Annotated in this window: 15 protein-coding genes; 6 read left to right on the top strand and 9 right to left on the bottom strand. The window is 69.7% G+C overall.

The genetic code is table 11. The annotated features are described in order from the left end of the window. Window positions 1-50: 50 nt before the first annotated feature. Complete coding sequence (locus ACWC09_RS18780; protein ID WP_450851650.1) at window positions 51-1,061, top strand: acetylxylan esterase; 1,011 nt, start codon at window positions 51-53, stop codon at window positions 1,059-1,061. On the opposite strand, the gene ACWC09_RS18775 is transcribed toward ACWC09_RS18780, so the two are convergent. Both ACWC09_RS18775 and ACWC09_RS18770 read right to left on the bottom strand, forming a co-directional pair. After that, window positions 1,042-4,314, bottom strand: coding sequence for a GH92 family glycosyl hydrolase (locus tag ACWC09_RS18775; RefSeq protein ID WP_450851649.1), 3,273 nt, complete (start codon window positions 4,312-4,314; stop codon window positions 1,042-1,044). The two genes, ACWC09_RS18780 and ACWC09_RS18775, sit on opposite strands and share 20 nt — an antisense overlap. Window positions 4,315-4,648: 334 nt before the next feature. Further along, the gene (locus ACWC09_RS18770) at window positions 4,649-5,728 is read right to left on the bottom strand and encodes a lytic polysaccharide monooxygenase (RefSeq protein WP_450851648.1); all 1,080 of its coding nucleotides are present in this window, start codon (window positions 5,726-5,728) and stop codon (window positions 4,649-4,651) included. A gap of 325 nt (window positions 5,729-6,053) precedes the next feature. Here ACWC09_RS18770 and ACWC09_RS18765 point away from each other — a divergent pair, with 325 nt between their 5' ends. Then, window positions 6,054-6,668: a Uma2 family endonuclease gene (locus ACWC09_RS18765; protein WP_450851647.1), complete on the top strand. Its 615-nt coding sequence runs from the start codon at window positions 6,054-6,056 to the stop codon at window positions 6,666-6,668. Between the two features lie 397 nt (window positions 6,669-7,065). On the opposite strand, the gene ACWC09_RS18760 is transcribed toward ACWC09_RS18765, so the two are convergent. Together ACWC09_RS18760 and ACWC09_RS18755 are read right to left on the bottom strand one after the other, a co-directional pair. Next, window positions 7,066-8,595 carry a sensor histidine kinase gene (locus tag ACWC09_RS18760; protein ID WP_450851646.1) on the bottom strand — a complete coding sequence of 510 codons (1,530 nt, stop codon included), beginning with the start codon at window positions 8,593-8,595 and terminating at the stop codon, window positions 7,066-7,068. Further along, window positions 8,592-9,320, bottom strand: a complete 729-nt coding sequence (locus ACWC09_RS18755; RefSeq protein ID WP_450851645.1) for a response regulator transcription factor — start codon at window positions 9,318-9,320, stop codon at window positions 8,592-8,594. The genes ACWC09_RS18760 and ACWC09_RS18755 overlap by 4 nt, the downstream gene beginning before the upstream one ends. A 255-nt stretch (window positions 9,321-9,575) precedes the next feature. On the opposite strand from ACWC09_RS18755, the gene ACWC09_RS18750 reads away from it, so the two are divergent. Beyond that, on the top strand, window positions 9,576-13,253 hold the full coding sequence (locus ACWC09_RS18750; protein WP_450851644.1) for a S8 family serine peptidase: 3,678 nt from the start codon (window positions 9,576-9,578) through the stop codon (window positions 13,251-13,253). Between the two features lie 70 nt (window positions 13,254-13,323). Continuing rightward, window positions 13,324-14,328, top strand: a complete 1,005-nt coding sequence (locus ACWC09_RS18745; RefSeq protein WP_450851643.1) for a response regulator transcription factor — start codon at window positions 13,324-13,326, stop codon at window positions 14,326-14,328. A 68-nt stretch (window positions 14,329-14,396) separates the two neighbouring features. Here the strand turns inward: ACWC09_RS18745 and acnA are convergent, their stop codons facing one another. Further along, window positions 14,397-17,111, bottom strand: coding sequence for an aconitate hydratase AcnA (gene acnA / locus ACWC09_RS18740; RefSeq protein ID WP_450851642.1), 2,715 nt, complete (start codon window positions 17,109-17,111; stop codon window positions 14,397-14,399). Between the two features lie 280 nt (window positions 17,112-17,391). Here acnA and ACWC09_RS18735 point away from each other — a divergent pair, with 280 nt between their 5' ends. Both ACWC09_RS18735 and ACWC09_RS18730 read left to right on the top strand, forming a co-directional pair. Beyond that, window positions 17,392-17,589 carry a DUF4236 domain-containing protein gene (locus ACWC09_RS18735; protein ID WP_450851641.1) on the top strand — a complete coding sequence of 66 codons (198 nt, stop codon included), beginning with the start codon at window positions 17,392-17,394 and terminating at the stop codon, window positions 17,587-17,589. A gap of 64 nt (window positions 17,590-17,653) precedes the next feature. Further along, the gene (locus tag ACWC09_RS18730) at window positions 17,654-19,183 is read left to right on the top strand and encodes a helix-turn-helix domain-containing protein (RefSeq protein WP_450851640.1); all 1,530 of its coding nucleotides are present in this window, start codon (window positions 17,654-17,656) and stop codon (window positions 19,181-19,183) included. Between the two features lie 106 nt (window positions 19,184-19,289). On the opposite strand, the gene ACWC09_RS18725 is transcribed toward ACWC09_RS18730, so the two are convergent. The 4 genes from ACWC09_RS18725 to ACWC09_RS18710 all read right to left on the bottom strand — a co-directional run. Then, window positions 19,290-19,682, bottom strand: coding sequence for a DUF7144 family membrane protein (locus ACWC09_RS18725; protein ID WP_450851639.1), 393 nt, complete (start codon window positions 19,680-19,682; stop codon window positions 19,290-19,292). Between the two features lie 173 nt (window positions 19,683-19,855). Next, the gene (locus ACWC09_RS18720) at window positions 19,856-20,248 is read right to left on the bottom strand and encodes a hypothetical protein (RefSeq protein ID WP_450851638.1); all 393 of its coding nucleotides are present in this window, start codon (window positions 20,246-20,248) and stop codon (window positions 19,856-19,858) included. Between the two features lie 68 nt (window positions 20,249-20,316). After that, on the bottom strand, window positions 20,317-21,237 hold the full coding sequence (locus tag ACWC09_RS18715; protein WP_450851637.1) for an aldose 1-epimerase family protein: 921 nt from the start codon (window positions 21,235-21,237) through the stop codon (window positions 20,317-20,319). A 217-nt stretch (window positions 21,238-21,454) separates the two neighbouring features. Continuing rightward, window positions 21,455-21,844, bottom strand: a 390-nt coding sequence (locus ACWC09_RS18710; protein WP_450851636.1) for a DUF389 domain-containing protein, incomplete at its 5' end; no start/stop codon positions are given.

The raw sequence follows: 21,844 nt of genomic DNA, 5'->3' as shown, positions 1-21,844 counted from the left end.
CATCGGCTCCGCAAGTTTCCACACTCTGCCCGACTCCTGCGAGGTGCGCCGTGCCCGCGTTCGACCTGCCGCTGACCGAGCTGGAGCACCACCGCCCGACCCTCGAGGAGCCCGGCGACTTCGACGAGTTCTGGCAGGGGACACTCAAGGAGGCGGCACGGTGGGAGCCGTTGGTGTCCGTGCGGCCGGTGGAGACCGGTCTACGGCTGACACAGACCTGGGACGTGACCTTCCGGGGCTTCGCCGGCGATCCGATACGCGCCTGGTTCAGCCGCCCGACGGGGGTCGACGCCCCCCTTCCCGCCGTCGTCGAGTACGCGGGCTACGGCCGCGGGCGCGGTCTTCCGCATGAGCGCCTGACCTGGGTGAACGCGGGATACGCCCATCTGCTCATGGACAACCGCGGCCAGGGCGACCAGTACGGCTGCGGCGGCGACACCCCCGACCCACAGGCGGGCTCGGCGCCGGGCGGCCCGGGCGCGGCGGCCCGCGGCCTGCTCGCTCCGCACGACTTCCACTACCGCCGCCTGATCACGGACGCCGTCCGGGCGGTCGCGGCGGTGCGGGCACTGCCCGGCGTGGACGCGGACCGTGTCGCGGCGGTCGGCAACAGCCAGGGCGGCGGACTCGCCCTGGCCGTCGCGGGCCTGCTCCCGGACCTGGCGGCGACCCTGGTCACCGCTCCTTTCCTGTGCGGCATCCGGCGCGCCCTGGACCTCACCGACACCGGCCCGTACGGCGAGATCGCCGCCTGTCTCGCCGTCCACCGCGGCGCCGAGCCGGCCGCCTACCGCACCCTCGCCTACATGGAGGGCATCTCGTTCGCCCGCCGCGCCCACGCCCCGGCCCACTTCGGCGTCGGTCTGCGCGACACCGTGTGCCCGCCGAGCGGGGCGTACGCGGCGTACAACCGGTACGCGGAGCTGTCGGCCGGCACAGCCCCGCGCAAGGAGATCCACTCCTACCCGTACAACGGCCACGAGGGCGGCGACGCGGTGCAGGTCCGCCGCCAACTCGCTTGGCTGGCCGATGTGTCGGGGTTCAGTTCACAGCCAGGGTGAACACGTGCAGGTCGGTGTTGTCCGGCAGTTTCACGCTCGCGACGCTCTTCCCGTCCGGCGCCTCGAAGGGCTTGGTGGCGAAGACGTACGTCGCCACCGGGTCCTTGTCCGCGCCGGCGACGTTCCGGTACGCGGTCTTGGCGATGACCTCGTTGCCGTACTGGACGGTGCCGCCGCCTCCGCCGACGGTCCAGTCGGTGAAGGAGAGGTCGATCGTGTCGGTGGTGCCGTCGGTGTAGGTGACGGTCGCCTTGGTCTGCTGGTTGCCGTTGACCGCACTGCCGACGAAGGACAACTTGTCTGCGGGGGCGTTGAGTTGGATGGTCTGGCCGTCCGCCGACACATTGTCCGGACGGGCGCTCGGTGAGTCCGGCCAGGTGAAGCCGAGCCCGTCCACCGTCCCCTGACCGCCCGGCGTGAGGCCGGCCGCCGCGAGGGCCTGGCGGGAATAGCTCCAGCCTCCCCCGTCGTAGTCGGCCTCGTCGTGCTCGCCCTCGTCGTCCGAGACGCCGGTGTTGTTGTAGGCGGCGAGAAGGGTGCCGGGGGCGGCGACGGTCAGGGCGACGGGTTGCTCGTAGGAGGTGTCGCCGGAGGTGACGGTGACCCTGGCGTCGTAGAAGCCCTGCTTGATGTCGGCGGCCGAGGTCAGGGTGATCTCCTGCGAGCCGTCCATCACCGTGCCGCCGGCCGGAGTTGCGGTGATTCCGTCGGGCGCGTCGACCGTGAAGCGCACCTCGGGTCCCGCTCCCCCGCTCATCGACAGGGCCCGGATGCCGACCTTCGTGCTCCCGCCCGGCGCGACGGTCGCCGCGGTCGGGCCGACGCCGATCTGGTACGGCTGCTCGCCCTCGCGGAAGGAGGGCGGGGCGGCGGACGGGTCGCCGCCCCAGGTCTTGTCGGGCGTGCCGGAGAGCGTGTAGTCGAGCCGGCCGCCGTCGCGCACGAGGGATGACGGGAGCCAAGGCCGTTCACTGGTACGGCCGTTGACCTTGAGAGAGGTGATGTACGGGGCGTCGGAGGCTGCTCCCTCCGCACGGATGGAGATGTCGTTGCCGTGGGGACGGTCGATCTCGATCCTCGGGAACAGCGGTGAGGCGAGGGCGAGTTCGGCGCGCGAGGGGACCTGGGGGTACATGCCGAGCGCGGAGAAGACGTACCAGGAGGACATGGCGCCGAGGTCGTCGTTGCCGGGGATGCCGGCGGGCCGGGTCGACCAGAGCTGCTTCATAGCGGCTCGGACGGTCTCCTGGGCCTTGTAGGGAGCACCCGCGTAGTCGTACAGATAGGGGACGTTGATCGACGGCTCGTTGTCCAGCTCGGACTTGTCGCCGCCGCTGCCGGTGAAGGCCCAACTCCCGTCGCTGTCGTGGAAGAAGGCGTCGAGGCGGGCCAGCGCCTTGTCCCTGCCGCCCATCGCGGCGAAGAGCCCGGCCGGGTTGTGCTGGACCATCCAGGTGTACTGGGCGGCCGTGCCCTCGACGAAGCCGTTGCCGGTGGACGGGGTGAAGCCGGTGACCCAACTGCCGTCGGCCTTGCGATTGGCGATGTAGCCCCCGGTCGGGTCGGCGGCGATGTTGAAGTTGTTCTGCCACCACTGTGCCCGCTTGGCGAAGGCCGCCGCGGTGTCCTTCTCGCCTGCCGCCGTGGCGAGTTGGGAGAGGGAGAAGTCGGCGCCGGACATCTCCAGCGTCTCGGCGGCGCCGCCCCAGGCGTTGGAGACGGAGGGCATGTAGTGGAGCTTCACGTACTTGTCGAGGGAGGGCCGTTGGCCGACGGACAGTACGGGCTTCCCGGCCGAGGACAGGTCCTGCCGGGTCGGCACGGTCGCCGCCTGGACCAGTGAGTCGAGCGCGCCGCGCAGATCGAAGTCCGTGCCGCCGAAGGCCCGGATGCCGGCGAGGGCGGTCGGGGAGGGGTCGCCGTTCATGACGTGGGTGCCGCTCGCACCGTGCAGCCAGCGGTCCCAGACGCCGCCGTTCTGCTGGGCGAGTTCGTAGAGCGACTGGGCGATGTCGGACCCGGTGCGCGGGTTGAGAAGGGTCAGCAGCTGCACCTGGTCCCGGTAGACGTCCCAGCCGGAGAAGGTGCCGTACTGGGCCAGGTGACCGCGCGCGACGGAGTGCACGTCGCCGTCGCTCCCCCGGTATCTGCGGTCGACGTCACTGATGACGTTCGGGTGGAGAAGGGCGTGGTAGAGCGCGGTGTAGAAGGTGGTGCGCTCGTCGTCGGTGCCACCGCCGACCCGGATGGCGTCCAGCTGCTCGCGCCAGGCGCGGTGGGCGGCGTCCTTCACCGAGTCGAAGGAACGGTACGACGGGTTCTCGGCCGCGAGATTGGCCTCGGCGCCCGCCTGACTGACGTATGAGATACCGACCTTGACGCCCACCGGTCCGTCACCGGGCGCGAACTCGACATAGCCGCCGGCGCCCTTGCCGGCGACGGGCCGGCCGCCGTTGGAGAAGCCGCCGGTGCCGCCGCTCGCCGTGGTCGAGCCGGGAGCGAGCTTCTCGTCCTGCCAGGTGCCGGTGGCCTTGAAGGCGCGGTCGAAGTGGGCGGTGAAGTGGAGGGTGTAGTAGGCGCGTTGCCCCTCCGGGTCAAGGTAGCCGCAGAAGTCGCCGGAGGTCACGGAGCCGGAGACGGTGCGGGTCGCCGGGTCGATGCTGATGGACGAATCAGCCGATCCCACCTCGGAGTTGGCGGTGCGGATGAGGAGGGCGGCGGGCTTGTCGGCGGGGTACGTGAACTGCGCCGATCCGGTGCGGGCGGTGGCGGTGAGGTCGGCCGTGACCCCTGAAGCCAGTCCGACCTTGTAGTGACCGGGCTCGGCCGTCTCGTCGGCGTGGCTGAAGTCGGAGGCGTAGACGGCGTCCTTGGTGTCGCTCGCGGGCGAGGACGTGACCTCGCCGGCGTACGGGAAGAAGGGGATGTCACCACTGCCGCCGGCACAGCCCGTGCCGGACATATGGGTCAGACTGAAGCCGCGGACGCGGGGGGCGTCGTACTGGTAGCCGCCGGGTGCGGCGGTGCGGGTGGCGTCGCCTCTGGTGTTCTCCGGGCTCCAGGACAGCATGCCGAACGGGGTGACGGCGCCCGGGAAGACATTGCCGCCGTTCGTCGTGCCGATGAGCGGATCGACGTACGAGGTCGGGTCCTTGACCAGATCCGGTGGGGCGGCGGACGCCGCCAGGGCGGGGGTGGCACCGCCGACCGCGAGAACGGCGGCCAGCAGCAGGGACATGGGACGGAAACGCATGACGCGGCCCCTCCTCCTTCGGACGGGTCGCGCACCACAGGTCGCACAAGCCGCAGGGACAGTAACGTGCGTCACGCGTACCACGGAAGAGTGCGTGGGGGAGCGGGGCACGCGGGAGCCGCATCCGTACGGCCCGGGCAGGTCACCCCAACTGGTTTGACACCGTTGTCGGTTGACGCGGTAAAGTCATGTGTAGACCACTCGACAACGTTGTCGCACCGCAACGTCGCCACAAGCCAACCCCACCCGGACAGGTACTCCCCCGGCCTGCCCGGCTCGCGGACCCGGTGGAGCGACCCACCGACCACCGGGTCCGCCCTGAGCGGTGCTCGGCTCAACCGACCTGACAGGGCAGGGTCGTCGCCGTATCACCTCCGTCGCCCGAGACGACGTATCCGAAGGTCGCGCTCTGTCCCGGACTGAGCGAGCCGTTCCAGTCGGCGTTGTGGACCATCACGTCCTGGCCGGTGTAGGTGGCGTTGCCGTTCCAGAGGCTGGCCACCGACTGGCCGCCGGGGAGCGTGAAGTTGACCATCCAGCCGAGCATGGGGACGTCACCGGTGTTGGTGACGGTGACCTCGGTCTGGTAGCCGCCGCTCCAGCTGTTGGTGGTCCTGCGGCTGGCCTCGCACTTGCCCGGGATGGGATCGGTCGGGTTGCCCGGGTCGTGAATACCCGTCACTTCACCATTGCCGCCGTCGAATACGACGTCGGAGCAGGAGTAGAAGGTCTCCGCACTGTCCGAGCGCTGCCACACCATGTAGATGATGTGCCGCCCCGACTTGTTGTCGGGGAGCTTGCCGGACCAGGAATAGTTGGCCTCGACCGTGCCCGGGGTGCCGTTGAGCGGCGGGTGGTCGACCGTCAGGAACGGCTTGTCCTCGATGTCGTCCCAGGTGAGGGGTTTGGTCGGGTCGAAGCCGTCCTTGGTGATGTAGACGTAGAACCAACCCGGGTGTGCCGCCCAGGCGTTGTACGAGAAGTCGACCGTCGCGCCCGAGGTGAGATGGGTCAACGGCCAGTCGTTGCGGGGGAGGTCGAAGCCCGTGAAGTTCGGGTTGCCGCCGCTGCAGAGCTCACCGTCCGGGACGAAGCCGCGGGTACGGCCGGCACCGTCGGAGCGCAGTACGGAGAACCAGTTGTAGAACGGCGTTGTCCCGCTGACCTGTTGGGCCGCCCTGCACGCCGGGTTGACCGGCTTGATCTCGCCGGTGTCGGTCAGACCGTCCTCCCAGCAGAGGAAGGTACGGCTGCCGGGTTTCATGGGCGTGCCATGGGCTTCCGCCTTGCCGCCTGCGCTGACGACAAGGGCGAGGGCGGGGAGGGTGGCGAGGAGAGAGACGAGGATGAGGAAGAGGGCTCGGGTGCGGATGGAGGACGCTAATCGGCCTGGTCGCTTTCTTGTCAGGATCATGACAGACGAGTTCCTTCGGGTACGGCGGTGGGGATGCGGGTGCGCGGGGTTACGGGTCCGCGGAGGTGCGGGTGCGCGGAAATGCAGGGGTGAGCGGGGTGGGGGCGACCCGGGGGCGGCGGGTTCCGGTCCGTCGCCCTGAATGGGAGCGCTCCCACCCCACCTGTGGGGGAAGGTAGCGCCGGTCGGGTCAGTTGTAAACGGAGTGCGAGCGACGTCTCGGAAACGCAACGCGCGTCAACCGCGCGCCGTGGCCTCTCCGCTTCGGGTGACGGTACCTTCGTACGTACGATCACGCCGCGTATCGGCGTCCACACTGGCGTCCATGGGAGCAGTGATGACCACACCCCAGCAGGGACGGGCCACCGAGGAGACCTGGATGTTCCCGCCGGCTGACGGCTGGACCTTCGAGCAGGTCAAGCATTTGGAGCTGCCCTTCGACTGGGAACTCGTGGACGGACGGATCGTGGTTCGAGGACAGACCAAGTTCTGGCACAACCGCGTGCGGGACAGGATTGCCGCCGCCCTGGAGGCGGCGCGTACCCAGCCGTACGAGGTTGTGGCCGAGCAATGCGTGATGGTCGACGACCAGAACACACCCAAGCCCGACGTGATCGTCTTTGACCCCCGGAAGCTGACCTTCTTCGAGGTCGAGTGCATCCCGGTGGGACACGTATCCCTCGTCGTGGAGGTCGTTTCCCCAGGCTCCCGGCAGGACGACCGCGTGCGCAAGCCCGCGCTCTTCTCCGCGAGCAAGGTTCCCTACTACTGGCGTGTGGAGCTGGACCGGGACCAGAAGCTCGCGGTGCACGAGTACTGGCTCAACGCGGACACCCGCTCGTACTTTCCCGCGCCGTCCCACCCGGTACACCACGACAAGCTCGTCACCGAGTTGCCGTTCCCGGTAGAGATCGACCTCGACGCGCTCGTCGGCTTCTGAGCCGGCCTCCTCAGCACACCCTTTCCACCGGATACGTCGCCTGGAACGCCAGCCGCCCGTCCGCACCTTGGCCGATGGTCGTGAGCAGGTCGTCGAAGGCCAGGAACTCCTCCGGACTCGGCTGGTACACCCTCCTCCCCGAGGAGTTGGCGCGCGAGGCACTCACCTCGCAGGCCGACCTCGCCGGTGGAAGCCCTGCCGGCCTCGGCTGGCAGCTGGACCAAACCCGAGACATCGCGGGACACGAGGGCCATCTCCCCGGTACCTCCGCCTCGTGCGTCCTCCGCGTCCGCGAGCGGCGCGCCCACGTCGCCCCTGAGCAGCCGCAGCGTTCCCGTCGAACCCGTCAACGGCCGTATCCTGCGCGCCCTCGACTGAACCTCGACCGCTCCCCTGTCTAAGGAATCGACGCCTTCGGCGTCTCCACCACCGTGCTCACGCGCGGCAACTCAGGTCTGTCCCCCGCCGAAGGCAGTTCGACGGTGAACTCCGTACGCCCCGGTTCACTCCGTACGTCGATCCGCCCGCCGTGTGCCCCGACGATCGCCTCCACGATCGCCAGCCCCAGGCCCGAGCCGCCCCCGCTCCCCGCCGCCCGGGCCCGGGAGACGTCCGCCCGGGTGAACCGCTCGAACACCCTCGGCAGCAACTCCCCCGGAATCCCCGGCCCGTCGTCCCGCACCCGCACCACGCACCGCTCCCCCGTGACCTCCACCTCGGCCACCACGGTCGTGCCGACAGGCGTGTGCATACGGGCATTCGCCAACAGGTTGGCCACCACCTGATGGAGCCGCGCCTCGTCGCCGGCGACCAGCGCCGAGGCCTCGTCCAGTTGCAGCGCGAGCCGCCACTCGTGACCGCCCCCCGCCGCCCGCGCGTCCCACACCGCCTCCGCGACCACGGCCGCGAGGTCCACCTCGCCCGACTCCAGCGGGCGTCCCTCGTCCAGGCGGGCGAGCAACAGCAGGTCCTCCACCAGGCCCGTCATACGGGCCGACTCCGCCGACACCCGCCGCCACGCCAGCACCGGTTCGATCCGGTCCGTGCCGCGGTTCATCAGCTCGGCGTATCCCGCGATGGAGGCCAGCGGTGTACGGAGTTCATGGCTGGCGTCGGCCAGGAAGCGGCGCATGCGCTCCTCGCTGCGGCGCACCTGCTCCTCGCCGCGCCGGCGTTCGGCGAGCGAGGACTCGACGTGGTCGATCATCCGGTTGAGCGCGGCGCCGACCTGGCCGGCCTCGCTGCCGGGGTCGGTGTCCCGGGCGGGGACCCGGGTGAGGCCGGTGACCTCGCCGCGGTCCAGCGGGACCCGGGAGACCTCGACCGCGGTGGCGGCGACCCGGCCGAGGGGGCGCAGCTGGCGTCGTACGACCACCGCGCAGACCACTCCCGCCACCGCCAGGCCGGCCGCGGCCACGCCCGCCTCGGCCTCCACCAGGCCGCTGATCATGTCCTGGACTTCGCCCATGGGCAGGCCGGTCAGGACGCGCACGCCGTCGGACTGTGCGGCGGTGATCCGGTAGGCACCCAGTCCGGGGACCGTACGGGTGTGCTTCGAGCCGTCGGTCGCGATGCCCTGGAGAGCGGCCCGCTGGGCGGTGGTCAGGTTCCGCGGCGGGGCGTCCTGGCGGACGATCGCCGCCGACACGATCGTGCCGTCCGCGTTCAGCCGGGCGGCGAGCATGCCGGTGGGATGGCCGTTCTCGGTGAGGAAGGAGAGGTTGGCCGTGTCGTCCGGGTACAACTGGGCCCCGCCCAGGCTGCGTTGGACGGCGTTGGCGACTCGGCCGTCCAAGTCGCCCATCAGGTAGGTGCGTTGGACGAGGACCGTGGTCAGCGCCATCGCGACGCATACGACGACCAGGGTGGCCGTGATGAAGAGCAACAGGCGTGTGCGCAGGGAGCGTCCGCGCGGATGGGGGGTCATCTGCCGTCTCCCGTCGGCCTGATGGCGTATCCCATGCCGCGCACGGTGTGGATCATCGGCGCCCGCCCCCGGTCGATCTTGCGGCGCAGGCCGGAGACGTAGACCTCGACGAGGTTGCCGCCGCCGTCGAAGGACGGCGACCAGACGTGGTCGAGGATCTGGGTCTTGCTCAGGATCTGGCGCGGGTGGTCGAGCAGGAGGCCGAGGAGGTCGAACTCCTTGGCCGTGAGGTGGATCGGCTCGCCCGCCCGGTGCACCTCGCGGGTCTCCGGCGCCAGGACCAGGTCGCCGAGGACGCGTACGGAGTCGTCGGTCCGGGTGCCCCCGGTGGTGCCGGCCCGGCGCAGCAGGCCGCGCAGGCGCAGCACGACCTCCTCCAGGGAGAAGGGCTTGGTGACGTAGTCGTCGGCGCCGTTCCGCAGTCCGTCGAGGCGGTGCTGGACGGCGTCGCGGGCGGTGAGCATGAGGACCGGTAGCCCGGGGTTCTCGTGGCGCAGGCGGCGCAGCACCTGGATGCCGTCCAGGTCGGGCAGCATGCCGTCGAGGACGACGGCGTGCGGGGCGCACCGGCGCGCCTCGCGCAGCGCGCTCTGCCCGTCGGGCGCCGGGTAGGGGCGCCAGCCCGCCTCCTCGACGGCCACGGACAGCACTTCGGTGAGCGCGGGTTCGTCGTCGACGATCAGGACGCGCACCCGTCCGCTTCGGGTACCGGAGATGCCAGCCATGTCCTGATCCTGTACCGGTTGGCTGGGGGAATGCTGTGTTCCGACTGAGCCGCAGCCGTGCGAAAGGGGGCACAACCGGCTACGCCACGTTTTCCGGGCCACCGGTCTTCCGCCAACCGCCTTGGCCGAAGCCAGCATTGGCACCCTCCGGCCACTGGATGCCCTTGAGTCGCCGTCGCCCCGGCACTCACTCTGATCTCCGGCTTCCGCTTACCCGGCGGAAGCGTTTCCACGTTCAGGGGAGGACGTCCACCCATGCGAAGACTCCACGCCCTGTGGGCCGTGGCAGGAATGGCCGGACTGCTCGCGGGGGCGATCACCCCCGCGACCGCCGCTCCGGGATCCCCGGTCACCACACCCGTCACACCCCGCACGGGCCCGAGCACCACCCATCCGCAGACCGTCACCCTCATCACCGGCGACACCGTGTCGCTCACCACCGGACCGGACGGCAAGTCCGCCGTCGACGTCCGCCGTGGCAAGGGCCGCGAGGCCGCCACCTTCCTGTCCAGCGAGAAGGACGGCGAGATCAGCGTCCTGCCGGCGGATGCCATCCCACTGATCAAGGCGGGCCGCCTCGACCCGGCCCTGTTCAATGTCACCCAGCTGGTCAAGCAGGGGTACACGGACGCGAAGACCGGCAGCACCCCGGTCGTCGCGACGTACCGCAAGGCCGGCGAGACCCCCGAGGGCGCGCGCCGGACCCTGGCGCTGCCCGGGATCGACGGCGCGGCGCTGAGCGCGCGGAAGTCCACCGCCTTCTGGTCGCACATCGCCCCGAAGCTCGGCACCGAGCCCACCTCGAAGGCCGCGAAGCAGCTCGGCGACGGCATCGACAAGATCTGGCTGGACGCCAAGGTGAAGGCGTCCCTCGATGTGAGTGTGCCGCAGATCGGCGCGCCCGAGGTGTGGAAGGCGGGCTACGACGGCACGGGGGTGAAGGTCGCGGTCCTGGACACCGGTGTGGACACCGGGCACCCGGACCTGGCCGGGAAGATCGCCGGCTCGGAGAGCTTCGTACCGGACGAGACGGTGCAGGACGGCTTCGGCCACGGCACCCATGTGGCGTCCACGATCGTCGGCTCGGGCGCGGCCTCGAACGGCAGGTTCAAGGGGGTGGCGCCGGGCGCACAGCTGCTGGTCGGCAAGGTGCTGGACAACACCGGCAGTGGCCAGGCCTCCTGGATCATCGCGGGTATGGAGTGGGCGGCGCACTCCGGCGCGAAGATCGTCTCGATGTCGCTGGGCGGTACGGCGTCCGGCGCCTCCGACGTGCTCAGTGAGACCGTCGACGACCTGTCCGCGTCCACCGGCACCCTCTTCGTGATCGCGGCGGGCAACGCCGGCCCGGGCGAGCAGACCGTGGGCACCCCGGGCATCGCCGACTCGGCGCTGACCGTGGGCGCGGTCGACAAGTCGGACAAGCTGGCCTCGTTCTCCAGCCGCGGCCCGCGCCTCGGCGACTACGCGGTCAAGCCGGAGATCACCGCGCCGGGCGTGAACATCACGGCGGCCCGGGCCGCCGGTACCACCATGGGTACGCCGTTCGACGACAACTACACGACGGCGAGCGGGACCTCGATGGCCACCCCGCATGTCGCGGGCGCGGCGGCGCTGGTCGCCCAGGCGCATCCGGACTGGACGGGCGAGCAGATCAAGGAGGCCCTGGCCAGCACGGCGAAGACCAATGCCGACAACTCCGTGTTCGAGCAGGGCGACGGCCGGGTCGACGCGGTACGCGCGGTCGAGCAGGACGTCTTCGCGACCCCGACGCTGAGCTTCGGCAAGTTCGAGGACGGCGACACCGATGTCGTCACCAAGGACATCACGTACACCAACACCACTGACAAAGCGGTGGAGTTGAAGATCTCGTCGTCGCTCGCCGACGTCACGTTGGGCGATGACACGGTGACCGTGCCCGCGCGGGGCACCGCCACCGTCCCGGTCGGCGTCGACCCCGCGAAGGAGGCCCAGGGCCGGTACGCGGGTCACCTCACGGCGACCGCCGACGGCATCCAGGTCACCACGGGCGTCGGCTTCGAGAAGGCGCCGAAGACGTACAACCTCAAGGTCTCCCTCCTGGACCGCAAGGGCAACCCGTCCACCGGGGCGTCGATCTACACGCTCCAGGAGCTGAACGGCGCCTACCCCGACGAGTACGGCTTCGTCGGCAGTGGCTATACCTGGCAGGTTCCGGCCGGCACCTACTCCATGGCGACCTGGATCCCGGACCGGGACGGGGGCGGGCTCGCCGTCGGCACCTCGGTCGTCGGCAACCCCGAGATCAAGGTGAACGCGGACACCGAGGTCGTCCTCGACGCCCGCAAGGCGGTGGAGATCAAGCCGAAGACGAAGGAGGACTCCGAGTTCCGGGGCTTCAGCACCAACTGGCACCGCGCGGGGCCGGGCAGCGCCTGGGGGCTCACCTACAGCCAGGGCTGGTGGACCGACCACGTCTATGTCGCGCCGACCCAGCAGGTCACCGTGGGCACCCTGGACTTCTACGCCAAGTTCCGGCTGTACGCGAAGGAGTTGACGGCGAGCGTCACCAGCCCGGAGAAGTCCGAGCTGTCCTCGCTCTACTACTCCCAGACGTACAACGACTTCCCGTTGAAGATCAGCGGTAGGCACACGGTCCAGGCGGTGGACGCGGGCGGCGGCACCGCGGCCGACTTCGCGGGGCTCGACGTCAAGGGCAAGGTGGCGGTGGTCGGGCTCGGCGCCACGGAGCGGGCCCAGAACGCCCTGGACAACGCGACCAAGGCCGGGGCGGGTTACCTCATCGCGTACCGCAAGACCCCCGGCTTCTGGATCGAGGCCGTGGACCGAGCGACGACGGTCCCGCTGATGATCGCCACCGGCGAGGAGGGCGCCCGGCTCGCCGACCTGCTGAAGACCGGCAAGAAGGTCACGCTCAAGCTGAACGGCACGCCGACCAGCCCGTACGTCTACAACCTGCTCGCCGCGCAGAGCGGCGCCATCACCGCGAACCAGACCTATCGCCTGGACAAGTCCACCACGGTGAAGCGGAAGGCCCGTTACTACGGCGCCACGGCCGGCGAGATCGGCGCGGACACCCTGTACACCTTCCGCCCCTGGCAGCTCTACGGCATCGAGAGCAGCGTGTACACGCAGCTGGGCACGGAACGCGACGAGTACTACTACGTCGATCCCGACACCCGCACCTGGCACGTCGTCTATCCCAACTGGAACACGTTCAGGGGCGAGTGGAGCCCCCTGCGGACCTTCACCAAGCCGGGCACGGAGAAGTCCACCGAGAACTGGCTGCGCCAGGTCGTCCGCCCGGGAACCAGCGAGGAGTACGGCCTCTCCGAACGCACCGGCGACAAACTCACCATGTCGGTGGCGGAGTTGACCGACTCCACGCCGGGTCACTACGGCTACATCGACGGCACCGACAACACCGCGAAGGGCAAGCTCTACGCCAACGGACAACTGGTCGGTGACTCGACGTTCGGCGGATACGGCGTCTTCGACGTGCCGGCGGACAAGGCCTCGTACCGCTTCGATCTGGATGTGCAGCGCCGGGCGGCCTGGGCGAAGTACTCGACGAGCACGCACACCGAGTGGACGTTCGCCTCGGCGCACACCGATGCCGAGACGGCGCTGCCGATCCTCACCGTCGGCATCGCCCCGAAGGGCCTCGACCTCCTCAACCGGGCTGCGAGCGGCAGGCAGTTGGAGGTCGGACTGCCGGTCGCCAACCAGTTGGGGAGCGCCAGGGCGCGCAGTCTGAAGGCCTGGGTCTCCTATGACGACGGCACGTCCTGGAAGGAGGTGAAGGTCGAGAACGGCACGGCCCGGTTCAAGCCCGCGAAGGGCGCCGAGTCGGTGTCGCTGCGCGTGCGGGCCACCGACCGTGACGGCAACGGGATCGACCAGACCGTACTGCGGGCATTCGGCCTGAAGTAGGCCGCTCCACACTCCCGGACCTTCACACTTGATCCACAGCCTTAACAAAGATCCTCTACCGTGCCGGGACATGGCGAACACGGCACACGACACAGCACGTCAGACCCCTGCCGCGAGCCCCTGGTCCGCGGTGGGGGTCTCCGCCTTCGACGAGTCGGTGTACCAGTCGATCCTCCACCAGCCCGACGCGGGCGCGGCCGGCTGGACGCTGCTGACCGGCGCGACACCGGCCCGGGTCCGCGAGTCCTGCAACCGGCTGTTGGCGCTCGGTCTGCTGCAACCGCCGGACTCCATGGGCGGGTTACGCGCGGTCGACCCACGGGTGGCGATCCGCGCGCTGATCCGGCGCCGCGAGACGGAGTCCGAGCTGCTCGCGGCCACCGCCGAGGAGATGGCGACCGCGTACGAGGCGGGGCTGCTCAGGGAGGAGCCGTCCCGGCTGGTCGAGGTGGTCTCCGGGGAGGGCGCCAACGCCGCACGTCTGGAAGAGCTGTACGCGCGCGCCGAGCACGAGGTGTGCGTCTTCGACACTCCCCCGTATCTGGCCCCGCGCACCCCGCAGTTGGACCTCCAGTCCGATCTGCTCAGCCGTGGGATCGTCTATCGCACGGTCTACGCGGCGACCGCTCTGGAAGATCCGGACGTCCTCTTCCACGCCTGGAAGATGGTCGAACTCGGCGAGCAGGCACGGGTGTTGCCCTCGGTTCCGGTCAAGATGCTGCTGGTCGACGGGCGGCGCGCGATGCTTCCGCTGACCTCGTCCGAGGCGGGCGGCTACTGTGCGGCGGTCGTACGGCACTCGGCGGTGACCGATGCCCTGCAGAAGCTCTTCGAACTGGCCTGGCAACAGGCGACACCGCTCGGCCGGCCGGACGACGGTGACGGCGAACTCTCCGAGGGCGAGCGGACGTTGACCCGGCTGCTGGCGGCCGGGATGAAGGACGAGGCGGTGGCGCGGCATCTGGGGGTGAGCCTGCGGACGCTGCGGCGGCGGGTGAGCGAGCTGCAGGACCGGCTGGGGGCGGCGAGCCGGTTCCAGCTGGGGGTGCGGGCGGCGCAGCGGGGCTGGCTGTAGGGGGCCACACATGCGAAGGGCCGCGCCCCCGTCACTGGGAGCGCGGCCCGACCGCCGTACCGGACCGCTTACTTGCGGATCAGGTTGCGCAGCACGTACTGCATGATGCCGCCGTTGCGGTAGTAGTCGGCCTCACCGGGGGTGTCGATGCGGACGACCGCGTCGAACTCGACGCCCGTGTCGGTGGTGACCTTGACCGTGCTCGGGGTGGTGCCGTCGTTCAGCTCGGTCACGCCGGTGATGGAGAAGGTCTCCTCGCCGGTCAGGCCGAGCGACTCGGCCGACTGTCCCGCCGGGAACTGCAGCGGCAGGACGCCCATGCCGATGAGGTTCGAGCGGTGGATGCGCTCGTACGACTCGGTGATGACGGCCTTGACGCCGAGCAGCGCGGTGCCCTTCGCGGCCCAGTCGCGGGACGAGCCGGAGCCGTACTCCTTGCCGCCCAGGATGACCAGCGGGGTGCCGGCGGCCTGGTAGTTCTGCGACGCGTCGTAGATGAAGGAGACCGGGCCGCCCTCCTGCGTGAAGTCGCGCGTGTAGCCGCCCTCGGTGCCCGGCGCGATCTGGTTGCGCAGGCGGATGTTGGCGAACGTACCGCGGATCATGACCTCGTGGTTGCCTCGGCGGGAGCCGTAGGAGTTGAAGTCACGACGCTCCACACCGTGCTCGGTGAGGTACTTGCCGGCCGGGGTGTCGGCCTTGATGGCACCGGCGGGCGAGATGTGATCGGTGGTGACCGAGTCGCCGAGCTTGGCCAGGACGCGGGCGCCGGCGATGTCGGAGACCGGGGTGGTCTCCATCGTCATGCCCTCGAAGTACGGGGGCTTGCGGACGTACGTCGACTCCGCGTCCCACTCGAAGGTGTCGCCGGTCGGGATCGACAGGGCCTGCCACTGGGCGTCGCCCGCGAAGACGTCCTGGTAGGACTTGGAGAACATGTCCTCGCCGATGGCGTTGGCCACGACGTCGTTGACCTCGGCCTCGGAGGGCCAGATGTCGGACAGGTAGACCGGCTTGCCGTCCTGGTCGGTGCCGAGGGCGTCCCTGGTGATGTCCACCTTCATGGAGCCCGCGATGGCGTACGCGACGACCAGCGGCGGGGAGGCCAGGTAGTTCATCTTGACGTCCGGGTTGATCCGGCCCTCGAAGTTCCGGTTGCCGGAGAGGACCGAGGTGACCGCGAGGTCGTGGTCGTTGACGGCCTTGGAGACCTCCTCCGGCAGCGGGCCGGAGTTGCCGATGCAGGTGGTGCAGCCGTAGCCGACCAGGTTGAAGCCGACCTTGTCGAGGTACGGGGTCAGGCCCGCCTTGTCGAAGTAGTCGGTGACGACCTTGGAGCCCGGGGCGAGGGTGGTCTTGACCCACGGCTTGCGGGTCAGGCCCTTCTCCACGGCCTTCTTCGCCACGAGCGCGGCGGCGACCATCACGTACGGGTTCGAGGTGTTGGTGCAGGAGGTGATGGCCGCGACCGTCACCGCACCGTGGTCGATCTCGTAGGTCGAGCCGTCGGGGGCGGTGACCGTGGTCGGGCGGGTCGGTACGCCGTTGGAGGAGGCCGGGGCGTCGGAGGCCGGGAAGGACTCCTTGCCCGCCTCGTCGTCCTCGGCGACGTAGTTGCGGACGTCCTGCGCGAACTGCTGCGCGGCGTTCGCCAGGACGATGCGGTCCTGCGGGCGCTTCGGGCCGGCGATCGACGGGACGACCGTCGACAGATCCAGCTCCAGCTTCTCGGAGAAGTCCGGCTCGGCAGCCGGGTCGAGCCAGAGGCCCTGCTCCTTGGCGTACGCCTCGACGAGCGCGAGCTGCTGCTCGGAGCGGCCGGTGAGCTTCAGGTACTTGATGGTCTCGCCGTCGATCGGGAAGATCGCGGCGGTGGAGCCGAACTCCGGCGACATGTTGCCGATGGTGGCGCGGTTCGCGAGGGAGGTGGCGGCGACGCCCTCGCCGTAGAACTCGACGAACTTGCCGACGACGCCGTGCTTGCGGAGCATCTCGGTGATGGTCAGCACGAGGTCCGTGGCGGTGGTGCCGGCGGGAAGTTCGCCGGTGAGCTTGAAGCCGACGACGCGCGGGATGAGCATCGAGACCGGCTGGCCGAGCATCGCGGCCTCGGCCTCGATGCCGCCGACGCCCCAGCCCAGCACACCGAGGCCGTTGACCATGGTGGTGTGCGAGTCGGTGCCGACGAGGGTGTCGGGGTAGGCCTGGCCGCCCCGGACCATGACCGTGCGCGCCAGGTGCTCGATGTTCACCTGGTGGACGATGCCGGTGCCCGGCGGGACGACCTTGAAGTCGTCGAAGGCGGTCTGGCCCCAGCGCAGGAACTGGTAGCGCTCCTTGTTGCGGCCGTACTCCAGGTCGACGTTCTGCTTGAAGGCGTCGTTCGTGCCGAACTTGTCGGCGATGACGGAGTGGTCGATGACCATCTCGGCCGGGGAGAGCGGGTTGACCTTCGCCGGGTCGCCGCCGAGCGCCTTCACGGCCTCGCGCATGGTGGCGAGGTCGACGACACAGGGGACGCCGGTGAAGTCCTGCATGATCACGCGGGCGGGCGTGAACTGGATCTCCTGCGACGGCTGGGACTGCGAGTCCCAGTTGCCGAGGGCGCGGATGTGGTCGGCGGTGATGTTCGCGCCGTCCTCGGTGCGGAGCAGGTTCTCCAGCAGAACCTTGAGGCTGTACGGAAGGCGAGCCGAGCCTTCCACCTTGTCCAGCCGGAAGATCTCGTACGACTCGTCGCCCACCTGCAGCGTGCTGCGGGCGTCGAAGCTGTTCGCCGACACGACAGTCTCCTTCATTGATGTGCGCGTTCCCACCGCATCCTGCCGCCACGGCACCTTGGCCGAACCGCTGAGGCAGGGCTAAGTTAGGTAACCCTTACTAGGGTGGCGGCTGCGGTACGCCTCGGCAGATATCTCGATGTCGAGATAACTCTAGTACACGGGGGCGGGATGGTCATGCCCGGCCTCCGTTTGTGACGTCCCACACGGCCGGACCCATGGGGTGATGACGCAAAGCCGGGGTAACCGAAAGGGCGAGTACGAACCCTCGGAAGGAGGCACGATGCCCCTCACGTTCCGCAAGAGCTTTCGGATCCTTCCCGGAGTGCGGCTGAACATCAACCGACACTCCTGGTCCATCACCACAGGTGGCCGGCACGGACCCCATCACACGCGCAGCAGTTCCGGACGTCGTACGACATCGATGGATTTGCCCGGACCTTTCGGATGGCGGCGCACCCGTGCGACAAGGCGGCGTTGACGGGGCGTCACTCGAATGGACCCCCCAGGATGCCCCATCTCATATCTGAGATAGCCTCAACCGCATGGCAGACGACTACCTCGTACGCATCGGCAAGCTCATCCGTGACGCCCGGCAACACCGTGGCTGGACACAGGCACAGCTCGCGGAGGCGCTCGGCACCAGTCAGAGCGCCGTCAACCGCATCGAGCGCGGCAACCAGAACATCAGCCTTGAGATGATCGCTCGAATTGGTGAAGCCTTGGAGAGCGAGATCGTCTCTCTGGGCTACGCGGGGCCGATGCATCTGCGCGTCGTCGGCGGGCGTCAACTGTCCGGTGCCATCGACGTCAAGACGAGCAAGAACGCCTGTGTCGCGCTGCTGTGCGCATCCCTGCTCAACAAGGGCCGTACGGTGCTGCGCCGGGTCGCACGGATCGAGGAGGTCTACCGTCTGCTGGAGGTCCTCCATTCCATCGGGGTGAAGTCCCGCTGGATCAACGAGGGCGTCGACCTGGAGCTCGTGCCGCCGGCGGAGCTGGACATGGGCGCCATCGACGCCGACGCGGCCGTCCGCACCCGCTCCATCATCATGTTCCTCGGCCCGCTGCTGCACCGTATGGACCACTTCAAGCTGCCGTACGCCGGTGGTTGCGACCTGGGGACGCGGACCATCGAGCCGCACATGATCGCGCTGCGCCGCTTCGGGCTGGACATCGCGGCCACCGAGGGGCAGTACCACGCCCAGGTGGACCGGGCCGTCCGGCCCGACCGGCCGATCGTGCTGACCGAGCGCGGGGACACGGTGACCGAGAACGCACTGCTGGCGGCCGCCCGCCACGACGGCGTCACGGTCATCCGCAACGCCTCCTCCAACTACATGGTCCAGGACCTCTGCTTCTTCCTGGAGAACCTCGGTGTGCGCGTCGAGGGCATCGGCACCACCACCCTCACCGTGCACGGCGTGCCCGACATCGACGTGGACGTCGACTACTCCCCCTCCGAGGACCCGGTCGAGGCGATGAGCCTGCTCGCGGCCGCGGTGGTCACGGAGTCCGAACTCACCGTGCGGCGCGTGCCGATCGAGTTCCTGGAGATCGAGCTCGCGGTCCTGGAGGAGATGGGGCTCGACCACGACCGTACGCCCGAGTACTTCGCGGACAACGGCCGTACCCGACTGGTGGACCTGACGGTCCGCCCCTCCAAGCTCGAAGCCCCGATCGACAAGATCCACCCCATGCCCTTCCCGGGCCTGAACATCGACAACGTCCCGTTCTTCGCGGCGATCGCGGCCGTCGCGCAGGGCAAGACCCTCATCCACGACTGGGTCTACGACAACCGCGCGATCTACCTGACCGACCTGAACCGCCTGGGCGGCCGCCTCCAACTCCTCGACCCGCACCGGGTGCTGGTCGAGGGCCCGACCCGCTGGCGGGCCGCCGAGATGATGTGCCCGCCGGCCCTGCGCCCCGCCGTGGTCGTCCTGCTGGCGATGATGGCGGCCGAGGGCACGTCCGTGCTCCGGAACGTCTACGTCATCAACCGCGGCTACGAGGACCTCGCGGAGCGCCTGAACTCCGTCGGGGCACAGATCGAGATCTTCCGGGACATCTGACCGCACTCTGCTGGAGTGCCACCGCGCCCTGCGCCGGGTTCGGACGGCCGACTTGGTGATGTATGCCGCCTGTCGCACGGACAGGCGGTCAGGGGTCTGCCCTGCGCTACAAGCGCACGCCGTGCACGTGCCGCGGCTCGGCCAGCAGACCGTAGATGACCAGCACGGACACCAGCATCGTGAACAGAGACCAGAAGGGGTAGACCGGAAGGAAGATCATCTGACCGACGAGACAGAACGCTGCCAGACAGATGCCCGTCAGCCGCGCCGCTCTGGAGCCCACGAGCACGCCGAGACCCGCCAGGGTCATCACGATGCCGATGCCGACCCAGATCCAGCCCCAAGCCGTGTAGTTGAGAATGAGCAGCCGGTTGCCTCCGGAATAGACCTTCGAGTAGTAGCCGTGATTGAAGATCGCCACAAATCCGTTGAGCAGGTTGAAGAGGGCGCTGACCAAGAGCAGGATTCCGGCGAAGGCCACCCAGTGCGATCGCTCCATCGGAGGCACGGCACCGTCTGGTGGAGAGGTTTGTCGCTGCATGGGATCCATGAGATGCAGCACCACCGCAGCCCGCAATCGGTAGTGGCCCATGAGTGTTGGCGCACGGACCATGCCGCCCCGCGGCCCGGCGACGTTGCCACGATCACCGGCGGCATGACGGTGAGCCCCTCCTACGGTCGACGCCGGCCTACTTCGGCGTGCTGTCGGTACCCCGCGCCCGGGGTCAGCAGGACGGCCGTGTCCCCCGGCCGGGGGTGGGGTGTGTGGGCTTCCGTGACCGGATCGAGGCGGCCGTCCCGGCGCACGAGGAACAGCAGATCGCTGCCTGGCCGCAGGGCGTAGTCGGCGGGCTGCCCCAGAACGGCTGCCCCGTCCTCGTACCTGCGGGAGAACGTCGGCCAGGTCAGATCCGGGCCGAACAGAACCTCACCGCCGATGAAAGGCGCCACTACGCCGTGGCTGTCGGCCGGTGCGTTGAGAAGGTGGACCGTGCCCTCCACGCTGCCTCGCAGCAGCACTGCCGCGAGTGCGTTGAAGTCCTCCTCGGCGGTGAGAAGGTACATCGCCGTGATGTGGCCGGGTCAGACCTCCGCCGAGTGCCGTGTGACGGTCGGGCGCCGTGACGGCGTCGTCACTCCCCCCATGGGGTGATCCCCCAGCGGACGGTGTGCTGTTCGCCGGGGCCGAGGCGGACGAGCCCGGTGCCGCTGCGGAAGGCGTCCGGGGGGCAGGTCATCGGCTCGATGGCGACCGCACGACGGCGCTCCCCCGGCGGGAGGGTGTCGCCGGTGTAGAGCTGCACGTGGTCGGCGCCTTCACCGAGCCACACGTCCGTGCCGAACGCACCCGACGGGTGGGCCAGGCGCACCACGGCCCGACCGTCCGCGTCCCGGTCGAGGTCACCGAAAGGGGTGTCCAGCCCAAGCGCACCGACAGCGCGGGGCGTTCGCAGGTCGTACTCGCTCCCGGCGACCGGCTCGGCGGCGACCGGCAGGCCGCGCTCATCGGCGCGCAGCCACGTGTGTGCGGGGACGGTCAGCACCGCCTGGTCGACGACGGCGGTGCCCGCGGTGACGTAGGGATGCCGGCCGAAGCCGTACGGTGCGGCGCTCGTGTCGAGGTTGCGCGCGGTGACGGCGACCTCGAGCCCGCTCTCGCCCAGGGTGTACTGGGCGCGGACGTGGAGGTGGAAGGGGTAGCCCGGCTGCGGCCACAGCGGGACCTCCAGGACGGCGCGGCTGCCGCTCGCCTCCACGACCTGCCACGCGACCCACCGGAGCAGCCCGTGGATGGCGTTGCCGCCGGTCGGCTCAGTGAGCGGCAGCTGCAGATCCTGCCCGTCCCAGGCGTAGCGGCCGTCGCGGATCCGGTTCGGCCACGGCACCAGGATCTGGCCGTGTCCGCCGGTGATCCGGTCCTGTGCGGCGAATCCGTCGATCACGGTGCGCTCACCGACCGCGTACGACCGAAGGGCCGCGCCCAGCTCGACGACTACGGCACGGTGCGTGCCGTGACGAAGGGTCAGTTGCCGTCCGGTGCGGCTCTCCTGCACGCGTGGCCTCCTCGGCCCACCCGGCCGTCCTCGGACGCGGGCGTAGTGGTGGCCTGCGGTGTCGGCCCTTTCGTCGGGAGCGTGCGGCCCCTCATGGGCCCGGTCAAGCACGACACGTTCCTGTCGGCGCGATCGCCGGGCAGGTTCGCCCGCTGAGGCCACAGGAACGGGCGGGGGTCGACGCAAGGGCGCTCGTGCCGGTTCCCGGAGGGCGGCGTCACCCGCTGCCCGCGCGCCCGTGGCGGCGGCCGATGCGCCGCCAGACGGCCCGTTGGAATCTGATCATCAGCACGCCGACCAGGATCAGCAGCACGATGTTGAGCAGGAGCTGGATCAGGGATCCGCGTGCCTCGCTCCAGCTGGAGAACGCGCAGGAGACGCCGATGTCGGCGGCGGCCGGGATGGTGGTGACCGAGATGAAGACGCCGAGCAGCGCGCTCGTCCTGGCCTGGGTCAGGGACATGATCCCGACGATGCCGGCCAGCACCGCGACGACGACGGAGAAGGCGTTGGGAGCGTCGATCAGCGTGGAGACGGGCCTGAAGCCCAGCTCGAATGCCTTGGGCTGGAGGTCGAGGCCCCGCACCGCCCAGGAGAACAGGAAGGT

The sequence above is a fragment of the Streptomyces sp. NPDC001617 genome (assembly GCF_053596855.1).
The sequence above is the reverse complement of the archived record's forward strand: the minus strand, read 5'-3'. Positions and strand labels throughout refer to the sequence as shown.